This is a genomic window from Actinoplanes sp. NPDC048988, assembly GCF_043197815.1.
Lineage (GTDB): Bacteria > Actinomycetota > Actinomycetes > Mycobacteriales > Micromonosporaceae > Actinoplanes.
Genome location: NZ_JBICTW010000004.1, coordinates 499,469 through 517,366, shown reverse-complemented (window position 1 = coordinate 517,366; position 17,898 = coordinate 499,469). Strand labels below are relative to the sequence as shown.

Genomic DNA, 17,898 nt, shown 5'->3' with positions numbered 1-17,898 from the left:
CGCCGGCTTCTTAGGTGCTCTGACCGATGTCCGACGCCGCGGCCCCGGCCAGGCTTGGGGCATGGCGAAATTCATGGATGTACACAGCGGATTCCACGGCGTCACCGCCGAGCAGCTGAGCGCGGCGCACGACGCCGACCTCAAGATCGAGGGGGACGAGGGCGTGCACTTCGAGCGGGCCTGGCTCGACCCGGAGGCAGGCAAAGTGTTCTGCCTGAGCACCGGGCCGAGCAAGGAGGCGGTCATGCGCGTTCACGAACGCGCCGGCCACCCGACGGCCGAGGTCTACGAGTTGACCGTCGAGGTCTGATCCGCGGCCGACGGGTTCACATTCGTCCGCGAGCGGACGATCTCGACCACGTGCGCGACGGCGTCGTCGACGGCGACGCCGTTGCGCTGTGAACCGTCCCGGTAGCGGAAGGACACCGTGCCCCCGTTGACGTCGTCGTCGCCGGCGATCGCCATGAAGGGGATCTTCTGCTGCTGAGCGGTGCGGATCTTCTTCTGCATGCGCTCGGTCGAGTGGTCCACCTCGGCGCGGATGCCCTGCTTGCGCAGTTTCTGGACGAACTCCTCCAGGTACGCGGCGTGGTCGTCGCGGATCGGGATGCCCACCACCTGCACCGGCGCCAGCCAGGCCGGGAAAGCGCCCGCGTAGTGCTCCACGAGCACACCGAAGAAACGCTCGATCGAGCCGAACTTCGCCGAGTGGATCATCACCGGCTCCTGGCGGGTGCCGTCGGCCGCCTGGAACTCCAGCCCGAAGCGGGCCGGCTGGTTGAAGTCGTACTGAATGGTCGACATCTGCCACGTACGGCCGATCGCGTCCTTGGCCTGGACCGAGATCTTCGGACCGTAGAAGGCGGCGCCACCCGGGTCGAGCACCAGCTCGAGCCCGGACTCGGCGGCCACGTCCTCCAGGACCTTGGTCGCGACCGCCCACTGCTCGTCCGAGCCGATGAACTTGTCGCTCTTCGGGTCCCGGGTCGACAGCTCCAGGTAGTAGTCGTCCAGGCCGAAGTCGTCGAGCAGCGAGCGCACGAAGTTCAGCAGGTGCTTGATCTCGCCCGGCGCCTGCTCGGCGGTCACGTACGAGTGCGAGTCGTCCTGGGTGAGGCCGCGGACCCGGGTCAGGCCGTGCACCACGCCCGACTTCTCGTAGCGGTAGACGGTACCGAACTCGAAGAACCGCAGCGGCAGCTCACGGTAGGACCGCCCGCGCGACCTGAAGATCAGGTTGTGCATCGGGCAGTTCATCGCCTTGAGGTAGTAGTTCGCCCCCTCGAGCTCCATCGGGGGGAACATCGTGTCCTTGTAGTACGGCAGGTGCCCGGAGGTGTGGAACAGCCCCTCCTTGGTGATGTGCGGCGACGAGACGTACTGGAAACCCTCCTCGATGTGGCGGGCGCGGACGTAGTCCTCCATCTCGCGCTTGATGATGCCGCCCTTGGGGTGGAACACCACGAGACCGCTGCCGATCTCGTCGGGGAAGGAGAACAGGTCGAGCTCGGTGCCGAGCTTGCGGTGGTCGCGGCGCTCGGCCTCGGCGAGACGATTGAGGTACGCCTTGAGCTCGTCCCGCGACGGCCACGCCGTGCCGTAGATGCGCTGCAGCTGCGGGTTCTTCTCGCTGCCACGCCAGTAGGCGGCGGCCGACCGCATCAGCTTGAACGCCGGGATCAACCGGGTGGTGGGCAGGTGCGGGCCGCGGCACAGGTCGCCCCAGACGCGCTTGCCGTCCTTGTCGACGTTGTCGTAGTGGGTCAGCTCGCCGTGGCCGACCTCCATGACCTCGTCGGCGTCGACGTCACCCTTGAGGTCGACCAGCTCGAGCTTGTACGGCTCGTCGGCCAGCTCGACCTTGGCCTCCTCGAGCGACCGGTACTCCCGGCGGCGGAAGCTCTGCCCGGCCTTGACGATCTCCTGCATGCGCTTCTCGAGCTTCTGCAGATCCTCCGGCTGGAACGGCTTCGGCACGTCGAAGTCGTAGTAGAAGCCGTTCTCGATCGGCGGCCCGATGCCGAGCTTGGCCTCGGGGAAGATGTCCTGTACGGCCTGGGCGAGCACGTGCGCGGCCGAGTGGCGCAGCACGTTGAGCCCGTCCGGCTCGTCGATCGCCACCGGCGTCACGTCGGTGTCCAGCTCAGGCTGCCAGTCGAGGTCACGCAGGCGACCGGAGGCGTCCCGAACGACGACGACCGCCTTGGGCCCGTTCATCGGCAGTCCGGCCGCGGCCACCGCGTCGGCGGCCGTAGTCCCGGCCGGGACGACGAGAGGGTCGGCCACAGCGGGGGTACGGGATGCGGACACGGTGATCTCCTTTACGAAAAGCATGCGTAGGCCTTGACGATGCTATCCGCCCGAAAATTCCCGCGATGAGGCAGCAAGCTTTTCCGTCACCGGTTCACCCGCTCCGCACCAGACGCCGGGTCGCGGCATCGTCGGGCTCAGCGATCGTTCTTGCGTTGTTCGCCATGCCGGTCGTGGGCGGTGCCGCGCAGGCCGCTACGCCATGCCCGTACTGCAACTTCTGTGCGCCCGGCGCGTACGCGGAGCAATCCTCCTGCATGGGGTGGCACCGGGTCGAATCCATCGACCCCTGTTAACCCCGCCGTATCCAGCATCCACTGGGGGCTCACATGCGTAAGAAGCTGTCCGCTGCCGCCGCCGCCCTTCCGGGCTGTACTGAAAGTGTTTCGACCACGCCCGAATGTCTCTTGTACGCCCGCGACCGGTTGCGCACCCTCGCACCATGACGCTCACAAGAAAATGGCGAATCCTGCCCGTCGCGTTCGTCGCGATGCTCCTCGCGACCTTCGCCCAACCCCCGCAGGCGGCCCTGGCGGCCTCCCGCTGGCGCATCGAGCACCGCAATTACACGTCGATGTGCCTGGACGGCAACAACGCCGGTGGCCAGGCGTATCTCTGGCAATGCGTGAAGGCCACCAACCAGTACTACTACTTCGATCTGGTCGAGGGTCTGTATTACCACCTGCGCAACGCGAAGACCGGCCGATGCCTCGGCAGCAACGGCGTACACGGCGACTCGCCGATCTACAACCTGGCCTGCGACGGCAACTGGGCGACGCACTGGTCGGTCGTCTTCGCGGGCCGGGAGAACGGCCACGACTACTACAAATTCGAGCCGCGGTACGTGGACGGTTTCTGCATCGCGCCATCGGACGAGTACAACGGCACCGGGATCGTCATGCACGTGTGCCAGAGCAGCTTCGACGACTGGACCTGGTACCAGATGTAACACGTTCGCTCGCGGGGGGAGGGAACGGCTGATGACCAGAACGCTGAACGACGCCCGCCGGGGGCGCCGGCTCCCGACATGGGAGACCACCAGGGGTTACGTGCCGAGCCACCCGCGGTGGTACGCATTGATACCTGTCGACATGTCGACAAGTTGGTACGTTCTTCGCGCGTGAGTCCGCATCGTGGATGCCATGGGGAGCTTGCGCATTCACTTCGGCGTAGCCGACCTCAGCCGAACACAGGTGTTGGGCACACACGACCCGATGTGGGAAACGGTCTGCGCGGTACACCGTCTCCAGACCCCGCTCGGCCGCCACGATTACACGGCTTGGCGCCAGAAACTGCGCGCGAATCTGCATCAGGCCGGAGGCTTGCCGGCGATCCGCGAATTCCTTGTTCCGCTGCTGCCGCGGTCTGCCTACTTCCCTGACCTGCTCACTCCAGCTCCAAGCGCGGACCTCGACGTCACGATCGACCGGATTCAGCGCACCGACGTCCGCCGCCTGCGGCGGGAACTGGGCCGCCTCGACCCGCCCGCGTACGCCCGTAATGCCGTCGCCGACGTCGCCGCGGGCCGCCCGGCGGCGCTGAACCGGCTCGGCGCCGCGCTGCGCGACTTCTATCGGCTCGCGATCGAGCCGCACCTCGCGACTGTCTCGGCGACGCTGGCCGCGGACCGTGCCCGGCGTGCCGCTCAGGTGCTCACCGAAGGGCCCGGCAACCTGCTGCACGGTCTCGGGCCGACTGTGCGGTGGGATCCGCCGGTTCTCACCGTCGCCGGCTATCCGGTGGACCGTGACCTTGAGCTCGGCGGTCGCGGCCTCACCTTGGTGCCGTCGTACTTTTGCTGGCGTTACCCGATCGCGCTCGCCGACCCCGACTTGCCGCCGGTGCTCGTGCACCCGGTGCAGCGCGCCTCCGGTGAACTCGTCCGCCCGCCTCCGGGGCTCATCAGGCTGCTCGGCCGTACTCGGTCCGCGGTGCTCCAGCTGACCTGGGCCGGCGCCACGACCTCCGAGCTGGCCCGACTCACCGGCGCCTCCTTGGCGACGGTCAGCGAGCACGCCACTGTGCTGCGTAACGCGGGCCTGATCGCCAGTCACCGGCACGGCAACATGATGATCCATCGGGTGACGGATCTCGGAACATCCCTGCTTCGCCGCCACTGACCAGTCTTCAACGCTGTCCGGATCTCGGATCTAGCATGCTTGTCATGGACGACGTCAACGCCGGTGAGCTGCCCGAGCTGACGTTCGCGCTCCCGGCCATCCCGGCCTCGGCCGGCGCGCTGATACGTGGGCGCAAGAACCGCCTGCTCATCCTGAAACCGACGTACAAGGGCGGCTGGACGATCCCGGGTGGGGTTGTCGAGATCGGCGAGTCACCGTGGGAGGCATGTCGCCGCGAAACTGAGGAGGAGTGCGGCCTCAAAGTCACCGCGGGGCGGCTCAGGTGCGTCGACTTCCGCCGGCCCCGGCCTCACCGCCCGGGTGGTATGCGCTTCCTCTTCGACTGCGGCGTCTTCGACGACGCCGTCTTGGACACGGTGGTCATCCAGCCGATCGAGATCGCCGAAAGCCGGATCCTGCCGATCGACGCGGCGCTGCCGCTACTGAGCGGACCCGTGCGACGTCGCGTACGGGCCGCTTGGAAGGCGAAACGGGTGCGTTATCTGGAGGACGGCCGCCCGGTACCGGGGGTCAGCCCGTAGCGATCGGGAGACCCCCTTCTGCACCGCATCACTACAGGATCACCACCACCCTTCGCGCCGAATGGCCGAGGATGATCGCGATGGGAACGACCAAGAAGTGGGTCACGGCCCTCGTGGCGGCTGTGCTGGCCTGTGCGGCGTCGACGCTGTTGCTGCAGCGCTCCCACCGGGAGGCGAAGGACCGGCGGGACCTGGCCGACCTCACCCGTGGCTGGAACCGCCGCCTCGGCGAACTACGCGTCCCGGACGGGATGCCGGCCGATCGAGTCACCGGCGAAATCAGCGCCTACGGTATGACCCTGTCGTTCCCGGCCACCGGCGATACGTCGCCGGACGTCATCGGATACTCCGTCCTGCTGCCCGACGAACGCGGAGCACCCGTCTGGGGCGTCAGCTGCGACGCCACCGCCATTGTGGTCTGCACCGATCTGGGTGACGGGTACACCCTGCTCCAGGAACTCGACACCGACAACAGCGACCCGGCCACGACCGTACGCCGGCGGGCGGGCGACCTGATGGTCGAGGCCCGTGTCCCGGGCGAGCGCCCGGACATGGTGACACGGCTGCGCCGCATCATCACCGAAACCCACGTCCCGGACGACGCCGAGCTGTTACGGCTCCTGCGCCCGGACGGCTACCGGACCGACTGGAGCTGACGCGGGCATCGGTGCCGACTGGTGGTCGAAAGGCGGGCCCGGTGGACACCGGGCCCGCCTTTCGTTGTCTTACCTGGTCGGGATCAGCGGCGGAGGGTCAGTAGAGCCGGCCGGTACGGCAGGAGGCCGTAGTCGCCGCCCGAGTTCGTGGCGCGGCCCTGGTACAGCAGCTGCAAGTTGCACGGGTCGATCGTGTTCGTCTGATCCGCGCTGGTGCGCAGCAGCTCGCCGTGGCTGATGTCGTTGGTCCAGGTGGCTCCGCTGTTGGCCTTGCCCGCGAACGGGTTGTTGTAGGTCGCCGCGTTCGGCGTCCAGGTGCCGCTGAGGCTGGTCGCCGTGAACGAGCGGAAGTAGCGCTCCCAGGAGCTGGTCCTGGCCTCGACGATCATCAGGTACTGGTTGCGGCCCTGCACCTTGTAGACCTGCGGCGCCTCGAAGAGGTTTTCCGAGGTGTCGCTCATGATCGTCGTGTAGGTGGAGCCGAAGCTGCCCGGGAAGTTGCCGATCGGCATGATCTGGCGGTAGATCCGGCCGTTGTCGCCGGCGAAGAACAGGTACATGTTCTGGTCGTCGCCGATGATCGTCTGGTCGATCACGCCGGTGCCGGAGTCGGTGATCTTCGCGGTCGACAGGGTCTGCGGGGCCGACCAGCCGTTGGCGTTGGCCGGGTTGGTCGACGTGCGGTACGAGAACGACGTCGGACCCCACTGGTGGGCGAGGACCCAGATGTTCTTCGGCGCGAAGTAGAACAGCGACGGCGCGACGGTGCCCTGGCTCATGGTGTTCTGGCTGGCCGAGCCGAGCTGGTTGAGGTTGTCGACGAGGCTGAAGTTCATCGAACCCCAGCCGCCGGTGGCGCTGCTGCTGTGGGTGGTGGCGTACACCAGCTGCTTGCCCTGGTAGGGGGCGATGGTGAAGTCCTTGAGTGACGCCCAGCCGGACTTCGGCTGCGCCAGCGGGCCGGTCGACGACCAGCGGTAGGACGTGGGCAGCGCGCAAGAGGCCGGCGGCGGGCTCGACGGCGGCGGGCTCGATGGCGGCGGGCTCGACGGCGGGGTGGTGGTGGTCGGTTCCCCGGTGCAGGCCACGCCGTTGAGGGCGAAGTCGGACGGGATCGGGTTGCTGCCGTTCGACGAGCCGTTGAAGCCGAACGACACCTCGCCGTTCGTGCCGATGGAGCCGTTGTAGCTGACATTCTTGGCCGTCACGGAGGAACCGTTCTGGGTCAGCGAGGTGTTCCACGACTGGGTCACCGTCTGCCCGGCACCGTACGTCCAGGTCAGCGTCCAGCCGCTCAGCGCGTCGCCGAGGTTCCTGATGGACACGTTGGCGCCGAATCCGCCCTGCCACTGCGAGGCGATGGTGTAGTCGACCGAGCAGCCGGCTGCGGCGGCATTGGCCGGCATCGTCACCGCGAGCGCAGCCGACACCACCAGCGCAGCGCCGGTCGAGGCGAGAACGGCATTCATTCGTCTGGATCTGTTCACAGATTCTCTCCTAGGCGGAGGTGGCGCCTCTCAGGGCCGAGTGGATCGCTTTGTTAACGTTAACAACGTTACTCGCATGTTACGAGAGCTCTCCGGAACTTTCAACAGAAGTCGCCTAATAAATTTGGGTCTATCAATGGATGCGTGGCGGTGCCAGATGGCTGAAGCTCGGTGAGCAGGAACTCCGCCAGGTCGGGGCGAGACACCCGCGCGGTGAAGGAGAGCCGCAGGTCGGTGCCTGTGCGGTAGCGGCCGGTTCGGGGACCGGTGGTGAGTACGGATGCGCGGACGATGGTCCAGGCGGTGTCCCGTATGAATACTTCCATCTGCTCCTTGTCGTTGAGTGCGGCCCGTTCGATCAGCCACGACACGGCGACGTACGCGGTGCGGCGGCGGCTGTCCGCGACCCCGCAGTTGCTCAGGACGATGAGACGACGCGGGCCGTTGCCGGCTGCGGCGGACAGCACTGTCCGAATGCCATCGGTGCAGATGTCGGGGCCTCGCCGCTGCCGGCGAGAGTGCTGACGAGCGCGTCAGCGCCGTTGAGCGTCCTGGCCACCGCCGCCGGGTCGCGGGTGAGGGCGCGAACCTCGTGGCCTTGTCGGAGGGCGTGGTCGACAACGGTGCGGTCGGCGCGGCCGGCCGCACCGAAAACAGCCAGGCGCAAGGGATTCTCGTGAGGCGCAGCTCGCCACTCACCTGGCCGGGACCGCCCGGACCGCATCGCCGATGCCGGGCGTCCGCAGCGTGGAGATCGTGCGATACAACATCAGCGGATCCCGCCCGCTGCGGGCCTGAGGGCCCGATGCCGTGTCGTACGATCGCGCGCTCCTGAATTTCAACGTGGCCCTGGCGGGCCTGCTCACCCGTGCGCAGCAGGCCGGAGCGGTGCGCGGCGACGCCGACAGTGCCGACGTCAAGGCTCTCATCGCCGACTGCGCCGCTCGCGACGGTGACGACACCGCATAGCAACGCATGATCGAGATCGCCTGCGACGGGCTCCGGCCGCGGCCGGCCTGAGCACTCGCGGCGACGCCCCGCCCTTGCGCGTCGACCTGCCTCCGTCTCCGGCGAGATTTACCTTCGCCATCCGCGAAAGTGGCGCCGGAGCCTGGCGGTCGAGGGTGGACAAGTGCTGTTCGCGTTGGACGCGGGCTCGGCCATTCCGCGGCCCGGCGCAGCGGCCAGCCGTCGTCCACGACGCACCGGGGCCAGCCGCAATCGGCCGCGTTCGGTCAACGGGGCGTTAGCGAAGATCGTGCCGAACGTCGAGCAGCAGGGCCGGCAGCAGATCTCGAGGCACGTCGACGTAGGACGGGGCATCGTGGTCACGGTGTGCGCTGTCCTGCCGGATCCGCAGGTCGTCACCGATCATCTCGATCTGCGGTTCGGGGTCGTGGCCCAGCCAGACAGGGCTGCCGGACAGAGCGTCAGCCCAGTCACGCCAGTCCTCCAAACCGGCGCAGCAGCCGGGCACCACAACGTTTCCGGTCGCCGAGTCATGCAGGCGAAGCCCACCATTGATGATCAGGATTATCACGTCAACCGGCCACGGCGGAGCAAACGAGGCGCCCAGCGGCGCGACCTCGAAAACGGCTTTCGCAGTGATCACAAAGGCCATTGAACGCCCTATGCTCGCGCGATGCAGTCTGAAGAACTCGTTCGGCTTCGGATCGAAGAAGTGCTCGCGACTCCTGGCATCGGCCGACTCGTCGAGCGCTACTTCGACCCGGAGGGGCCGTTCGCCGGCGCTACGTTCGACCTCCTTGGTCAGAATCCGCCCCATGCCCTCACGCTTGACGATCTGCTGGCGACCTCCCTGCTCGACATCTCGTGGCGGCCTCTCGCGGTCCGCAGACTCCTGGCGGCCGACAGCGACATCTCGGCCCGGCTCGCCGCCATACCCGGCGACGTGGACCTATGGAACGCTCCGCGTGACGTCCTGGAGACGGCGACGTTCCTGCACAGTTCGTTGAGCAAGCTTCCCGGAATCGGCCCGGTGATCGCGAGCAAACTCCTCGCCCGTAAACGACCTCGCCTCGTGCCCATCCACGACCGTGTCGTGCTTCGGGTGCTCGCGCCACCGAAGAACAAGTTTTGGGATACGCTCGCCGCGGCACTGCGCGCGCACGCGCTCCGCGAGGGCATCGAAGCACTCCGGCCCGCCCACGGCGGCTCGGCGAGTCTTCTGCGACTGCTTGATGTGGCGATCTGGACCCGGCACAGCCGATCACGGGCTGCTCAGGCCGCACGGGCCAAAGCCGGCGTCAGCGAACCCACCTCGTGACGGCCGGGATCTCAGCGGAATCCGGTCAGGGACAGCAGGACGTATCCGACGGCGGTCAGTGGAAGGGCGAGCAGCAGCGCGAGTCCGCGCTGGGGCCAGGACCGGCCCACCAGCACGGTGAGTGCCACTCCCGCCGCGATCAGGACGACGGCGTACTCAATGGTGTCGGCGGTTTGGTAGCTCGGGTCTCCGATGCGCCTGAGCTGCATCGTGGCCTCGGCGAACAGCACCGCGCCGGGCATGGCCGCGGCGGCTGTGCTGAGACGGCCGCCGGTTCGTGCCAGGACGCCCGCCGCGCCGAAGACCGTGCCGGCCAGCACGCCCGAACCCATCCAGAGCAACGCGGTTGCGTTGTACATGTTCGCCGGGGCGTCGTTCTGGATGAGCGTGGCGGCGAGGTAGTAGCTCGGTACGGCCAGGACCAGGCAGACGACCGCGCCGAGGATGCCTACCGGCAACGTCCACCGGCTGCGGAAGGTGAGCAGGAACGCCACCACGGCCCAGACGGCCACGGAGTTGCCCAGCCCGCCGAACGGAAAGGGCACATACTTGATCCATACGAAGTCGAGAACGCCCAGAAGCACGCCCGCGACGGGAGCCACTACGGCCACGTTCCGGTTGATTGCCATGATCGCTGATCGTAGGAAGCCGAGGAGCCCGGCACATCGAACCGCGGACAGACCACACGGCCCGGCGATCCACCGAAAGGCAGACCGCGGTCGTGAAAGACGAGAACCCCACTGCCTTCCGGGCCACCGCGCGGCTGGAGAAGTCGAGGTGGCTGCGCCGCCCCAGGCGGGTGGTGCGCTATGACGCCCGCTGGGAGGACGGCCGGGTCGAGTCGGACATCCACCTCGTGGACCTGATGTATCGACGCGCTCCCGCGGACTACGTGGTGGTCAAGAAGGCGATGGACGACCGTTGCCCACCCTTGGGAACCGGTCCGTGGATCGGATATCCCTACGGCAACGTCATCGAATGAACCTCACCCAGCCGACCATGAAGAGCAGCCGATCTCGGCGAGATCTTTGGCGAGATCAGCGAGCCTGAGATCGGCGTTCAGACGGCGCACCAGGTCGTCGGTGAGCGGGCGCATCGCGAAGATCTCGGCGACGGCCGCCAGGTCCACCGGCCTCTCGTGGTAGTCCTCGGCGAATTTCTGGTACGCCTCCGGGCTGCCCTCGACGAGACCCTGGAACAACCACCCGGCGCCGTCGGGATCGTCGCCGGCCGGGAAGACGAGCTCTCCGGTGTGCCAGCGCTCGTCAGCGTGCTGCCGCCACAGGCACACCGTCGCCTTCAGCACGCCGTCGAAGCTGAACGCCGGCTCGGCCACGCAGGCCGAGAAGACCTCGGGCACCGTGTCGACCAGGCCCGGCCACAGCTCGTCGTCGTTGCCGGCCGGGCTCATCGGCGACTCGTGGTCGAAGCCCCGGACGAACGCGCCGGCCGGCGAGAACACGATCGACCATTCGTCGCCGGCTCCGTTGCTCATGGCGGCCATCTCTTCGCCCGGCGACCATCGCGAATCGAACGAGTAGTACCTGTACTCCCAATCCGGCTCGATGATCGCCTCCAGCGTCGCCAGCGCTCGACACCGGTCCCGCAGCACCGCGATGTCCGGCAGGGCGCGCGCCAGCTCGTGAACCGTCACCGGGGGCGGGCCCAGACCGCCTCGCCGTCGGCGAGGTGGAGTTCGCGGTCGCAGGCCGCGGCCGCCTCCGGGTCGTGGGTGGCGAAGACGACGGCCACGCCTCGGGCGGCTTCCGCTTTCAGCAGTTCGAGCACGCGCTGGCGGTTGGCCGCGTCGAGTTCGCTGGTGATCTCGTCGGCCAGCAGGACGTCGCCACGCAGGGCCAGGCCGCGGGCGATCGCGGTGCGCTGCTGCTGGCCGCCCGACAGCTCCTCGATGAGCTGGTTCGCCTGCGCCGAGAGGCCCAGGGGCTCCAGCGACTCGGCCGTGCGGCGGCGGGCCTCGGCCGGGGTGCCGCCGGTGGCGATCACCGCCACCGAGATGTTCTCGGCCGCGGTGAGGATGGCGGCCAGGCCGTTGTCCTGCGGGATCAGCACGATGCCCAGTCGCACCGCCTGGTCGCGGTCGGTGACCTTCTCACCGTCGGCCAGCACCAGGCCGGTGACCGGCGGCAGCAGGCCGGCCATCGCGCTGAGCAGCGTCGTCTTCCCCGCGCCCGAGGTTCCCGTCACGGCCAGGATCTCGCCCGGTTCGGCTTGCACGGTGACGCCGCGCAGCACGGGGGCCTCGCTGTCCCAGGCGATGTCCGCCTCTTCCACCCGGAGCGTCGTCATCAGGGGAGGCTACAGCCAGCCACGGCGCTTCAGGGAGACGTACAGCCCGCCGGAAATCGCGACGATGAGGGCGGTGCTCAGCAGGAAGCCCCAGAAACGGTCGTAACCCGGATAGGGCAGGTTCTGCCCGAAGTAGCCGGTCACCGCGGTCGGCACGGCCACGATCGCGGCCCAGGCGGCCAGTTTGCGGGTGACGTCGTTGAGCACGTTGCCCTGCTCGGCGAGGTCGGCCTGCAGCAGCCCCTCGATGCGATCGCGCAAGTGCTCGACCTGGTCGACGGTGTGTTTGGCGTGGTCCTCGACGTCGCGGTAGTACGGCATCAGATGTTCGTCGACGAGCCCGAGGTCGGCCCGCATGGCCTGGCCGACCAGCTCGGGCATGGGCGCGATGGCCCGGCGCAGGGCCGCGATTATCTTGCGGAGGTCCATGGCCCGCACCCGGACCGGCCGGGGCGCGCCGCCCTCCTCCAGCAGCGCGTCCTCCACACTGTCCATCGACGCGTCGAGCTGCTGGGTGGCCGCGTAGTGCCCGTCGACGACGACGTCGAGCAGGCCGTACAGCAGGAACGCCACGCCGCCGCCCTTGCCGAGGTCGGCGTTGGCGTCCCACCGCTGGACGAGCCGGGTGGTGTCGCTGTCCGATTTCCGTACGGTGATCAGGGCGCGGTCGGTGACGAAGACGCTGAGTTCGGTCTTGCCGAAGGTGGCCGGGTTTCCGGTCGCGACGTCGACCCCGTACACGTTGAGGAAGATGTGGTTGGGATAGCGGTCGAGCTTGGGCCGCTCATGGTTCTCGAGGGCGTCCTCGACCGCGAGCGGGTGCAGGTTGAAGACACCGGCGATCGACTGGAGGTCGGCCGCTTCCGGCTGGAGCAGGTCGACCCAGAGCACCGCACCCGGGTGCTGGTCGAGCATGGCGGGGCCGTCCTCGCACGGGAAATTCTCGGCGACGACCTTGCCGTCCTCGTAGAGGCGGGTGGCGGTGGCGGGGGAGGTCACACTGCCACTATGCCCCGGCGGTGCGGGATTCCCACTTACCATGAGCCGTGACCTGGCTCGATCATGCGCTGACCACCCTGTACACCGCCAAATGGCAGGTGACCGCCGACCAGGCGATCTATTACCGCGAGATCCTCGGCAACGCCTTCGGACTGGGCTCGGCCCTGTTCGGCCTGCGCCGCAACGCCTGGGCCTGGCCGGTCGGCATCGTGGGCAACGTGTTGCTGTTCACGGTCTTCACGGGCCAGGCGATCGGCAACGATCAGGGCACCCCGCTGTACGGCCAGGCCGCCCGGCAGGTCTTCTTCCTGATCGCCAGCGTGTACGGCTGGTGGCGGTGGCACAACAACCGGGTCCGCACCCACGGCACCGCTGTCACACCCCATTGGGCGACACCGAGACAGAGGCTTTTGTACGGGGGTGGGGCGCTCGTCGCGGTGCTGGTCTGTTTCTTCGTCTTCCGCGCGGTCGGCGCCGGCTTCCCGGTCCCGTGGTGGTACTACCTGGCCGACTCGTGGATCTTCGTCGGTTCGATGCTGGCCACGTACGCCATGGCCCGCGGCTGGGTCGAGTTCTGGCTGTGCTGGATCGCGGTGGACCTGGTCGGCGTACCCGAACTACTGCATTTCAAGTACTACCCCTCGGCCGTTCTGTACGCGGTGTACGCCGCGTTCGTGATCTGGGGTTTCGTGGTCTGGCTGCGCCTGACGCGCACCGAGCCGCACCCCACCCCCGTACTGGCATAGCTTTTGTACCTTCCGTAGTGACAAAGACACGGAGGGTAAACCTATGACCGGCATGAACGTGCCCGCGCTGATGCGAGACGGCGACGAGGTGGCCGAGGTGGGCGACCGGCTCGCCGCCGACGCCGCCGGAATCCACGGGTGGGCCATGCGGGCCGGCGAGGCCGTCGAAGGCTCGCTCATGTGCCCGTCCCGGCTCTCCCAGTCGGGCTTCGACTGGGAGGTCACGCTCGGCCAATTGGCCGGCGAGGTCCGGGCGTACGGTGTGGAACTCCGCACGTCGGCGCTGGCCTACCTGGTCGCCGACGAACGGTCGGCCGGGAGGATGCCGTGACCATCAGCTTGCCGGCGCTGCTGCGGGCCGACCTGGCGGCGGTCCGGGGTGTCGCCGAGCAGTGGAGGCGGCTCGCGCTGCGCATCGACCGCGCCGTGGAAGACCTCACCCTGCGCACCAGCGACCTCGAGGACCACTGGTTCTCCGGCGACGCCGCCCAGCTGGCCCGGGACAAAGGCGTTCGCTTGCGGGTACGCCTCGGCAACGCCCACGACAACTGCGTCGCCACCGCCGTCGCCGCCCGCGAGTTCGCCGACGACCTGGACCAGTGCCGCCGCCTGCTCGGCCAGCTGGTCACCGAGGCCCACGGCCACGGCCTCGAGATCGACCTGGCCGCCGGCGAGATCACGGTCCCGCTCGCCCTCACCGGCGCGGTCACCCAGGCCACCATCGACGCGTACGCCCAGCAGATCGCCCAGATCCTGGCCCGCGCCGACGAGGCCGACCAGCGCGCGACCGCGATCCTGGCCCGCAACAGCTACCGCGAGGACTTCGGCCCGGCCGACAAGCTCCCGGACAGCCCGCAGATCGACGGCCCGACCCTGACCGCCTGGACCCCCAGACACCGCGCCGAATGGTGGCAGAGCCTGCACCCACTGATCCAGGACCGCCTCATCACCGAACAGCCCGACCTCATCGCCACCGCCACCGGCCTGCCCGCCCACGACCGCGAGACCGCGTCCCGCCTGCTCCGCGCCCGAGCCGAGCAGTCCTTGCTCGCCGCCCGAGCCCAGGACGAGTCCCTACGAGGCGACGCTTCCAGCCGAGCCCGCGTCCAACGCGAACAGCACTTGTCCGCCCTCGACCGTTAGACATCCGGCCAGCGCCGCCCACATCCCGCCGGTCGAAGTCGGCAGCGCCGAACAGGCTCTCGACCTCGGTCGCGTGACCCGGCTCGCCGCGCCCCAGCGGATCGTGCGCAACGGAAGTGTTCTCCGATGGTGGCAATCGTCCGCCTGGCTGAAGCGGCGGGCGGTATAAGAACGGCCCCTTTAGGCCGTGATCGGGTGCACTCTAATGCCGAGTTGAGTGCGTCGGAAAACGGGTGACCGCATTCTGTTGCGTCATTTTCGGTACAGAAGAACACCTCCGTTGTAAAGCTCGCAATACCACTCGAAGCCCTTTTCTGTGGTGTCGAACCATACGGAGACATCATCTTCCTTTCCGGGTGCTGACCAATGCCGGACGTCGCGCAACAGCCCAGCTTGCTGCTCCAGAGCAACCGGTACGGCGTCGTTCTGTGGTAGCCCGCGGAACACGTAGAGGTCGACAAGTTCTTCGGCCAGTAGATACTCCAGGACGGCTCGGGCCCGGTCGCGAGCCGTCTCAAGCGACAGGAGCCCCTCGACGGCCTTCGCGATAGAGGCGGCGTCCCACAGCCCGGTGAAATCTTCGATGCCCGACCACAGGAAATCCTTAACCAAATCCGCCATGTTGCCGCCGTCCTGTCCGCCGTGATCGTGCCTCACATCTGAAGGCAGGGTAGGTCTCTAGCGCCCTCATTTGCCGCAAATCGCACGCGTATTCGGTCCCTGTCGGGCGCGCAACAGGTCTCGTGGGCCACCGGCGCTCGCCGAGGATTCCGGGAGGCGCCCACGATGCCGCAGATGGTGAAGGCCCTTCGACGCCTTTGCTGCCGGCGGGGCGCGCAAACCACCTCGCCGGCGTCTGCCTCGGCTGGACGCAACACCACCTCCCGGGCGGCCAAGGCTGACGCCCGTGGCCACTCGTGGGTTCTCCATCCCCATAGACTGCCGTAATGCGAAAAGTGATCATCGCGGTGATGTTGTTAATCGGCCTGGCCGGTTGCACAGGCGAGCCGACCTATGGTGATCCAGGGATTGACCCGGTGAGCCCCATCTGGGTCCTGCTAAAGCAGGACGTCACTTCGGTCGATAAGCAGAACATCGAGCAGCGCTTGCAAGCTACACCGGGCGTCGCGTCGGTCAGCTCGTGGCCGCCGGACCTGCAGACTCTTCCGGCGGGTGCCCCGCAGACCTACAAGGTCCTCACGAAGGACTTCGACGTTTACGACCAGTTGAAGGCCGGAACGTTCAAGGCCGACATGAAGCAATTACCCGGGGTCGAAGAGGTGGTCTTCAGCTGCAAGCTTGAGGAATCCGGATGCGGGCAAGCAAAGTAGCGGCGGGTTGTCGAGTACTGCCGATCGACCTGCGGCGGCACACTCTCATGCCGCATATAAGTGCGGCAGGTGTGACGAAAGTGAGCGGCGGGGCAAGGGCTGCGTACCAGGGTGGCGGTGTCGCTCGGGTGAACCTCACGACGGCGACTGCCACCCGGTCGTTACCGGGTATGTGGCGTGTGATTACCGCATTCGAGGACGGCCGCCGTCCGCAGCGAGCGCTCACTTACCTGCCGTGGTCCGGGCGCGCCGGGCTACCGGACTCGAACCGGCTCATACCTTGCGGTCGTCAGCAGTAAATGCTGGTAACGGACTTTCCCATCCGCATCTGCCCGGCGCGCCTCGCGACAATACTGGTAATCTGCGCAGGTCACCAGGCCATCGCATCTCGACCCCCTCGCGTAGCCGCGGACCGTACGCGGTGGCCGGGCGGAGAGCCGTCGCGCGCTGCGGGGCGTGCCGCGTTCAGCCTGACGCGTGCTCGTCTCGACGAAAATGCGGTAGGCCAACGCGAGGTCCCCGTGCCGGATAGAGGCCTTGCCGTTGGGCATTCGCCGCTGGAATGATCCGGATCGAGTCGTTGGGACACGAGCACACGAGAAGACTGTCGATGGTCGAACCCTTGAAAGCTGCCGCCCGTGAGCTTCGCCGGGTCCGGAAGATGCGGCCGGAGGATCCGGCAGACCTGTATGACTTGGCCGACTGGCGGGCAGCTGTGGCTCAGGCGTTGGACGGCTTGGCCGGCGTCCTGGTTTTCGACGAAGATCGTTATCGAGCCCGCTCGGAGGCGGCGGCTGCGCGGGCCGAGGCGGAGCGCCTGAGGGTCGGATGCGGGGGGACGCCGCAGCGCCCGGCTCACAACCCGCAAGTAGCTACCGTTGGCTACTTGGCCAGTTCCTTCCACCGCGCCGACGTCGGCCACCGACTCCACGGTGTCCGGGTGGGGGTCGAGAAGAGCGATGGGTCAGCAGGGCGGGGCGTCAGGTCCTCGATCTGAGGCTCGTACGCGTTGCGTCCCGCAGGACGGCTGAACGGCGCCCGTGCGGACCCGGTCGGCGGCGGCGCTTCGGAGTTGCTAGGCGACGTGTTCGGTTCCGCCGGGGACCAGTGTTACCTCGCCGTCGATGTGCTGGACGGTGAAGAGGGTGCCGGGTGGGTAGCTGCCCAGGACCTCGGGTGGGAGCTGGACCGTGCCGTCGCCGGCGACCACCGCGAAGTCCTGGCCGTCGCGGCCCTCGGCGCCGACGCGGCCGTCGCGGATGGTCACGGCTCGGCCCAGGCGGGCGCCGACCTCGTTGTCGTGGGTGACCACGACGATGGTGGTCTGGCGTTCGGCGTTCACCGTTTCCATGGCGGCCAGCACCTCGTCGCGGCCGGCCGTGTCGAGGCGGCTTGTCGGCTCGTCGACCAGGAGCAGGCCGGGGCCGGTGGCTATGCCGACGGCCAGGGCCGCTCGCTGCCGGCCGCCCGGGGTCAGGTCGGACAGGCGCTGGCGGCCCTGGCCGGGCAGGCCGACCAGGTCGAGGATGCGGTCGGGGTCGTCCAGGGTGATGCCGCGGGTGTGCGCGGCGCGGCGCTGGGCCAGCCAGATGTTGCGGTGCAGCGACGCGTACGGCAGCAGGTTGCGGGCGGCGCCCTGCAGGACCACGCCGATCTCCGTGCCGCGCAGGCGGCTCACCTCGCCGTCGGAGAGCTTTCCCATGTCGTACGTGCCGATGTTGATCCGCCCGGCCGAGGGCCGCATCAGGCCGGCCAGCAGGGCGATCAGTGTGGACTTGCCGGATCCGGACGGCCCGACCAGCGCGATGGTCTCGCCGGGCGCGATGGACAGGTCGACGCCGGCCAGGGCGACCACGTCGCCGGCCTCGGCCCGGTAGATGTGCACGACGCGGCGGCAGGCGACGGCGAGTCCGTTCATGGGCCACACGCTACTGAAGAACGCGGGCTGGTGACGACCCGCTACACGGCCG

Annotated in this window: 23 protein-coding genes; 12 read left to right on the top strand and 11 right to left on the bottom strand. The window is 68.1% G+C overall.

Annotated elements, in window-relative coordinates; translation table 11 throughout:
* Positions 1-61: 61 nt before the first annotated feature.
* Positions 62-310 (top strand): SCO4226 family nickel-binding protein, encoded by a 249-nt coding sequence (locus ACGFJ7_RS16785; RefSeq protein ID WP_392642637.1) that lies wholly within the window; start codon positions 62-64, stop codon positions 308-310.
* Here the strand turns inward: ACGFJ7_RS16785 and thrS are convergent.
* On the bottom strand, positions 286-2,310 hold the full coding sequence (thrS, locus tag ACGFJ7_RS16780) for a threonine--tRNA ligase (protein WP_360240251.1): 2,025 nt from the start codon (positions 2,308-2,310) through the stop codon (positions 286-288). The genes ACGFJ7_RS16785 and thrS overlap by 25 nt on opposite strands.
* A 442-nt stretch (positions 2,311-2,752) precedes the next feature.
* Here thrS and ACGFJ7_RS16775 point away from each other — a divergent pair, with 442 nt between their 5' ends.
* From ACGFJ7_RS16775 to ACGFJ7_RS16760, 4 genes are all read left to right on the top strand, one after another.
* Complete coding sequence (locus ACGFJ7_RS16775) at positions 2,753-3,259, top strand: RICIN domain-containing protein (protein WP_360240248.1); 507 nt, start codon at positions 2,753-2,755, stop codon at positions 3,257-3,259.
* Positions 3,260-3,452: 193 nt separating this feature from the next.
* A complete protein-coding gene (locus tag ACGFJ7_RS16770; protein WP_360240245.1) occupies positions 3,453-4,430 on the top strand; it encodes a winged helix-turn-helix domain-containing protein in 978 nt (325 codons plus the stop codon).
* A gap of 44 nt (positions 4,431-4,474) precedes the next feature.
* Positions 4,475-4,972 (top strand): NUDIX hydrolase, encoded by a 498-nt coding sequence (locus tag ACGFJ7_RS16765; RefSeq protein WP_360240242.1) that lies wholly within the window; start codon positions 4,475-4,477, stop codon positions 4,970-4,972.
* Between the two features lie 80 nt (positions 4,973-5,052).
* Positions 5,053-5,628 (top strand): hypothetical protein, encoded by a 576-nt coding sequence (locus ACGFJ7_RS16760; RefSeq protein ID WP_392642636.1) that lies wholly within the window; start codon positions 5,053-5,055, stop codon positions 5,626-5,628.
* An 83-nt stretch (positions 5,629-5,711) separates the two neighbouring features.
* Here ACGFJ7_RS16760 and ACGFJ7_RS16755 read toward each other — a convergent pair whose 3' ends face one another.
* The 3 genes from ACGFJ7_RS16755 to ACGFJ7_RS16745 form a co-directional block, all read right to left on the bottom strand.
* Positions 5,712-7,097 (bottom strand): non-reducing end alpha-L-arabinofuranosidase family hydrolase, encoded by a 1,386-nt coding sequence (locus tag ACGFJ7_RS16755; RefSeq protein WP_392642635.1) that lies wholly within the window; start codon positions 7,095-7,097, stop codon positions 5,712-5,714.
* Positions 7,098-7,216: 119 nt separating this feature from the next.
* On the bottom strand, positions 7,217-7,591 hold the full coding sequence (locus tag ACGFJ7_RS16750) for an NAD(P)H-binding protein (protein ID WP_392642738.1): 375 nt from the start codon (positions 7,589-7,591) through the stop codon (positions 7,217-7,219).
* Positions 7,534-7,839, bottom strand: coding sequence for an NmrA family NAD(P)-binding protein (locus ACGFJ7_RS16745; RefSeq protein ID WP_392642634.1), 306 nt, complete (start codon positions 7,837-7,839; stop codon positions 7,534-7,536). Before ACGFJ7_RS16745 ends, ACGFJ7_RS16750 begins: the two co-directional genes overlap by 58 nt.
* 86 nt (positions 7,840-7,925) lie before the next feature.
* Between ACGFJ7_RS16745 and ACGFJ7_RS16740 the strand changes: the two genes are divergently transcribed.
* Entirely contained in the window at positions 7,926-8,084 is a 159-nt protein-coding gene (locus ACGFJ7_RS16740) for a hypothetical protein (RefSeq protein ID WP_360240230.1), read from the top strand.
* A 277-nt stretch (positions 8,085-8,361) separates the two neighbouring features.
* On the opposite strand, the gene ACGFJ7_RS16735 is transcribed toward ACGFJ7_RS16740, so the two are convergent.
* Complete coding sequence (locus tag ACGFJ7_RS16735; RefSeq protein ID WP_392642633.1) at positions 8,362-8,736, bottom strand: hypothetical protein; 375 nt, start codon at positions 8,734-8,736, stop codon at positions 8,362-8,364.
* A gap of 21 nt (positions 8,737-8,757) precedes the next feature.
* Here ACGFJ7_RS16735 and ACGFJ7_RS16730 point away from each other — a divergent pair, with 21 nt between their 5' ends.
* Positions 8,758-9,402 (top strand): DUF6308 family protein, encoded by a 645-nt coding sequence (locus tag ACGFJ7_RS16730; protein ID WP_392642632.1) that lies wholly within the window; start codon positions 8,758-8,760, stop codon positions 9,400-9,402.
* Positions 9,403-9,413: 11 nt separating this feature from the next.
* On the opposite strand, the gene ACGFJ7_RS16725 is transcribed toward ACGFJ7_RS16730, so the two are convergent.
* A complete protein-coding gene (locus ACGFJ7_RS16725) occupies positions 9,414-10,031 on the bottom strand; it encodes a DUF6518 family protein (RefSeq protein WP_360240221.1) in 618 nt (205 codons plus the stop codon).
* Between the two features lie 92 nt (positions 10,032-10,123).
* On the opposite strand from ACGFJ7_RS16725, the gene ACGFJ7_RS16720 reads away from it, so the two are divergent.
* Positions 10,124-10,384, top strand: coding sequence for a hypothetical protein (locus ACGFJ7_RS16720; protein WP_392642631.1), 261 nt, complete (start codon positions 10,124-10,126; stop codon positions 10,382-10,384).
* 3 nt (positions 10,385-10,387) lie between these two features.
* Here the strand turns inward: ACGFJ7_RS16720 and ACGFJ7_RS16715 are convergent, their stop codons facing one another.
* The 3 genes from ACGFJ7_RS16715 to ACGFJ7_RS16705 are packed head-to-tail and all read right to left on the bottom strand — an operon-like array spanning position 10,388 to position 12,708.
* Entirely contained in the window at positions 10,388-11,056 is a 669-nt protein-coding gene (locus tag ACGFJ7_RS16715) for a hypothetical protein (RefSeq protein ID WP_392642630.1), read from the bottom strand.
* Positions 11,053-11,709 (bottom strand): ATP-binding cassette domain-containing protein, encoded by a 657-nt coding sequence (locus ACGFJ7_RS16710; protein ID WP_360240215.1) that lies wholly within the window; start codon positions 11,707-11,709, stop codon positions 11,053-11,055. Before ACGFJ7_RS16710 ends, ACGFJ7_RS16715 begins: the two co-directional genes overlap by 4 nt.
* A 9-nt stretch (positions 11,710-11,718) precedes the next feature.
* Positions 11,719-12,708: a magnesium transporter CorA family protein gene (locus ACGFJ7_RS16705; protein WP_360240212.1), complete on the bottom strand. Its 990-nt coding sequence runs from the start codon at positions 12,706-12,708 to the stop codon at positions 11,719-11,721.
* A gap of 47 nt (positions 12,709-12,755) precedes the next feature.
* Between ACGFJ7_RS16705 and ACGFJ7_RS16700 the strand changes: the two genes are divergently transcribed.
* Genes ACGFJ7_RS16700 through ACGFJ7_RS16690 form a run of 3 tightly spaced genes read left to right on the top strand, consistent with a single transcriptional unit; the run spans position 12,756 to position 14,597 of the window.
* Positions 12,756-13,454 (top strand): nicotinamide mononucleotide transporter family protein, encoded by a 699-nt coding sequence (locus ACGFJ7_RS16700; RefSeq protein ID WP_360240209.1) that lies wholly within the window; start codon positions 12,756-12,758, stop codon positions 13,452-13,454.
* Positions 13,455-13,497: 43 nt separating this feature from the next.
* A complete protein-coding gene (locus ACGFJ7_RS16695) occupies positions 13,498-13,785 on the top strand; it encodes a hypothetical protein (RefSeq protein WP_360240206.1) in 288 nt (95 codons plus the stop codon).
* A complete protein-coding gene (locus ACGFJ7_RS16690) occupies positions 13,782-14,597 on the top strand; it encodes a hypothetical protein (protein WP_392642629.1) in 816 nt (271 codons plus the stop codon). The genes ACGFJ7_RS16695 and ACGFJ7_RS16690 overlap by 4 nt, the downstream gene beginning before the upstream one ends.
* A gap of 252 nt (positions 14,598-14,849) precedes the next feature.
* Here ACGFJ7_RS16690 and ACGFJ7_RS16685 read toward each other — a convergent pair whose 3' ends face one another.
* Positions 14,850-15,254 (bottom strand): hypothetical protein, encoded by a 405-nt coding sequence (locus ACGFJ7_RS16685; RefSeq protein ID WP_360240200.1) that lies wholly within the window; start codon positions 15,252-15,254, stop codon positions 14,850-14,852.
* A gap of 290 nt (positions 15,255-15,544) precedes the next feature.
* On the opposite strand from ACGFJ7_RS16685, the gene ACGFJ7_RS16680 reads away from it, so the two are divergent.
* The gene (locus ACGFJ7_RS16680; protein WP_392642628.1) at positions 15,545-15,928 is read left to right on the top strand and encodes a hypothetical protein; all 384 of its coding nucleotides are present in this window, start codon (positions 15,545-15,547) and stop codon (positions 15,926-15,928) included.
* A gap of 1,075 nt (positions 15,929-17,003) precedes the next feature.
* Here ACGFJ7_RS16680 and ACGFJ7_RS16675 read toward each other — a convergent pair.
* Entirely contained in the window at positions 17,004-17,846 is an 843-nt protein-coding gene (locus ACGFJ7_RS16675) for an ATP-binding cassette domain-containing protein (RefSeq protein ID WP_360240194.1), read from the bottom strand.
* Positions 17,847-17,898 lie beyond the last annotated feature (52 nt).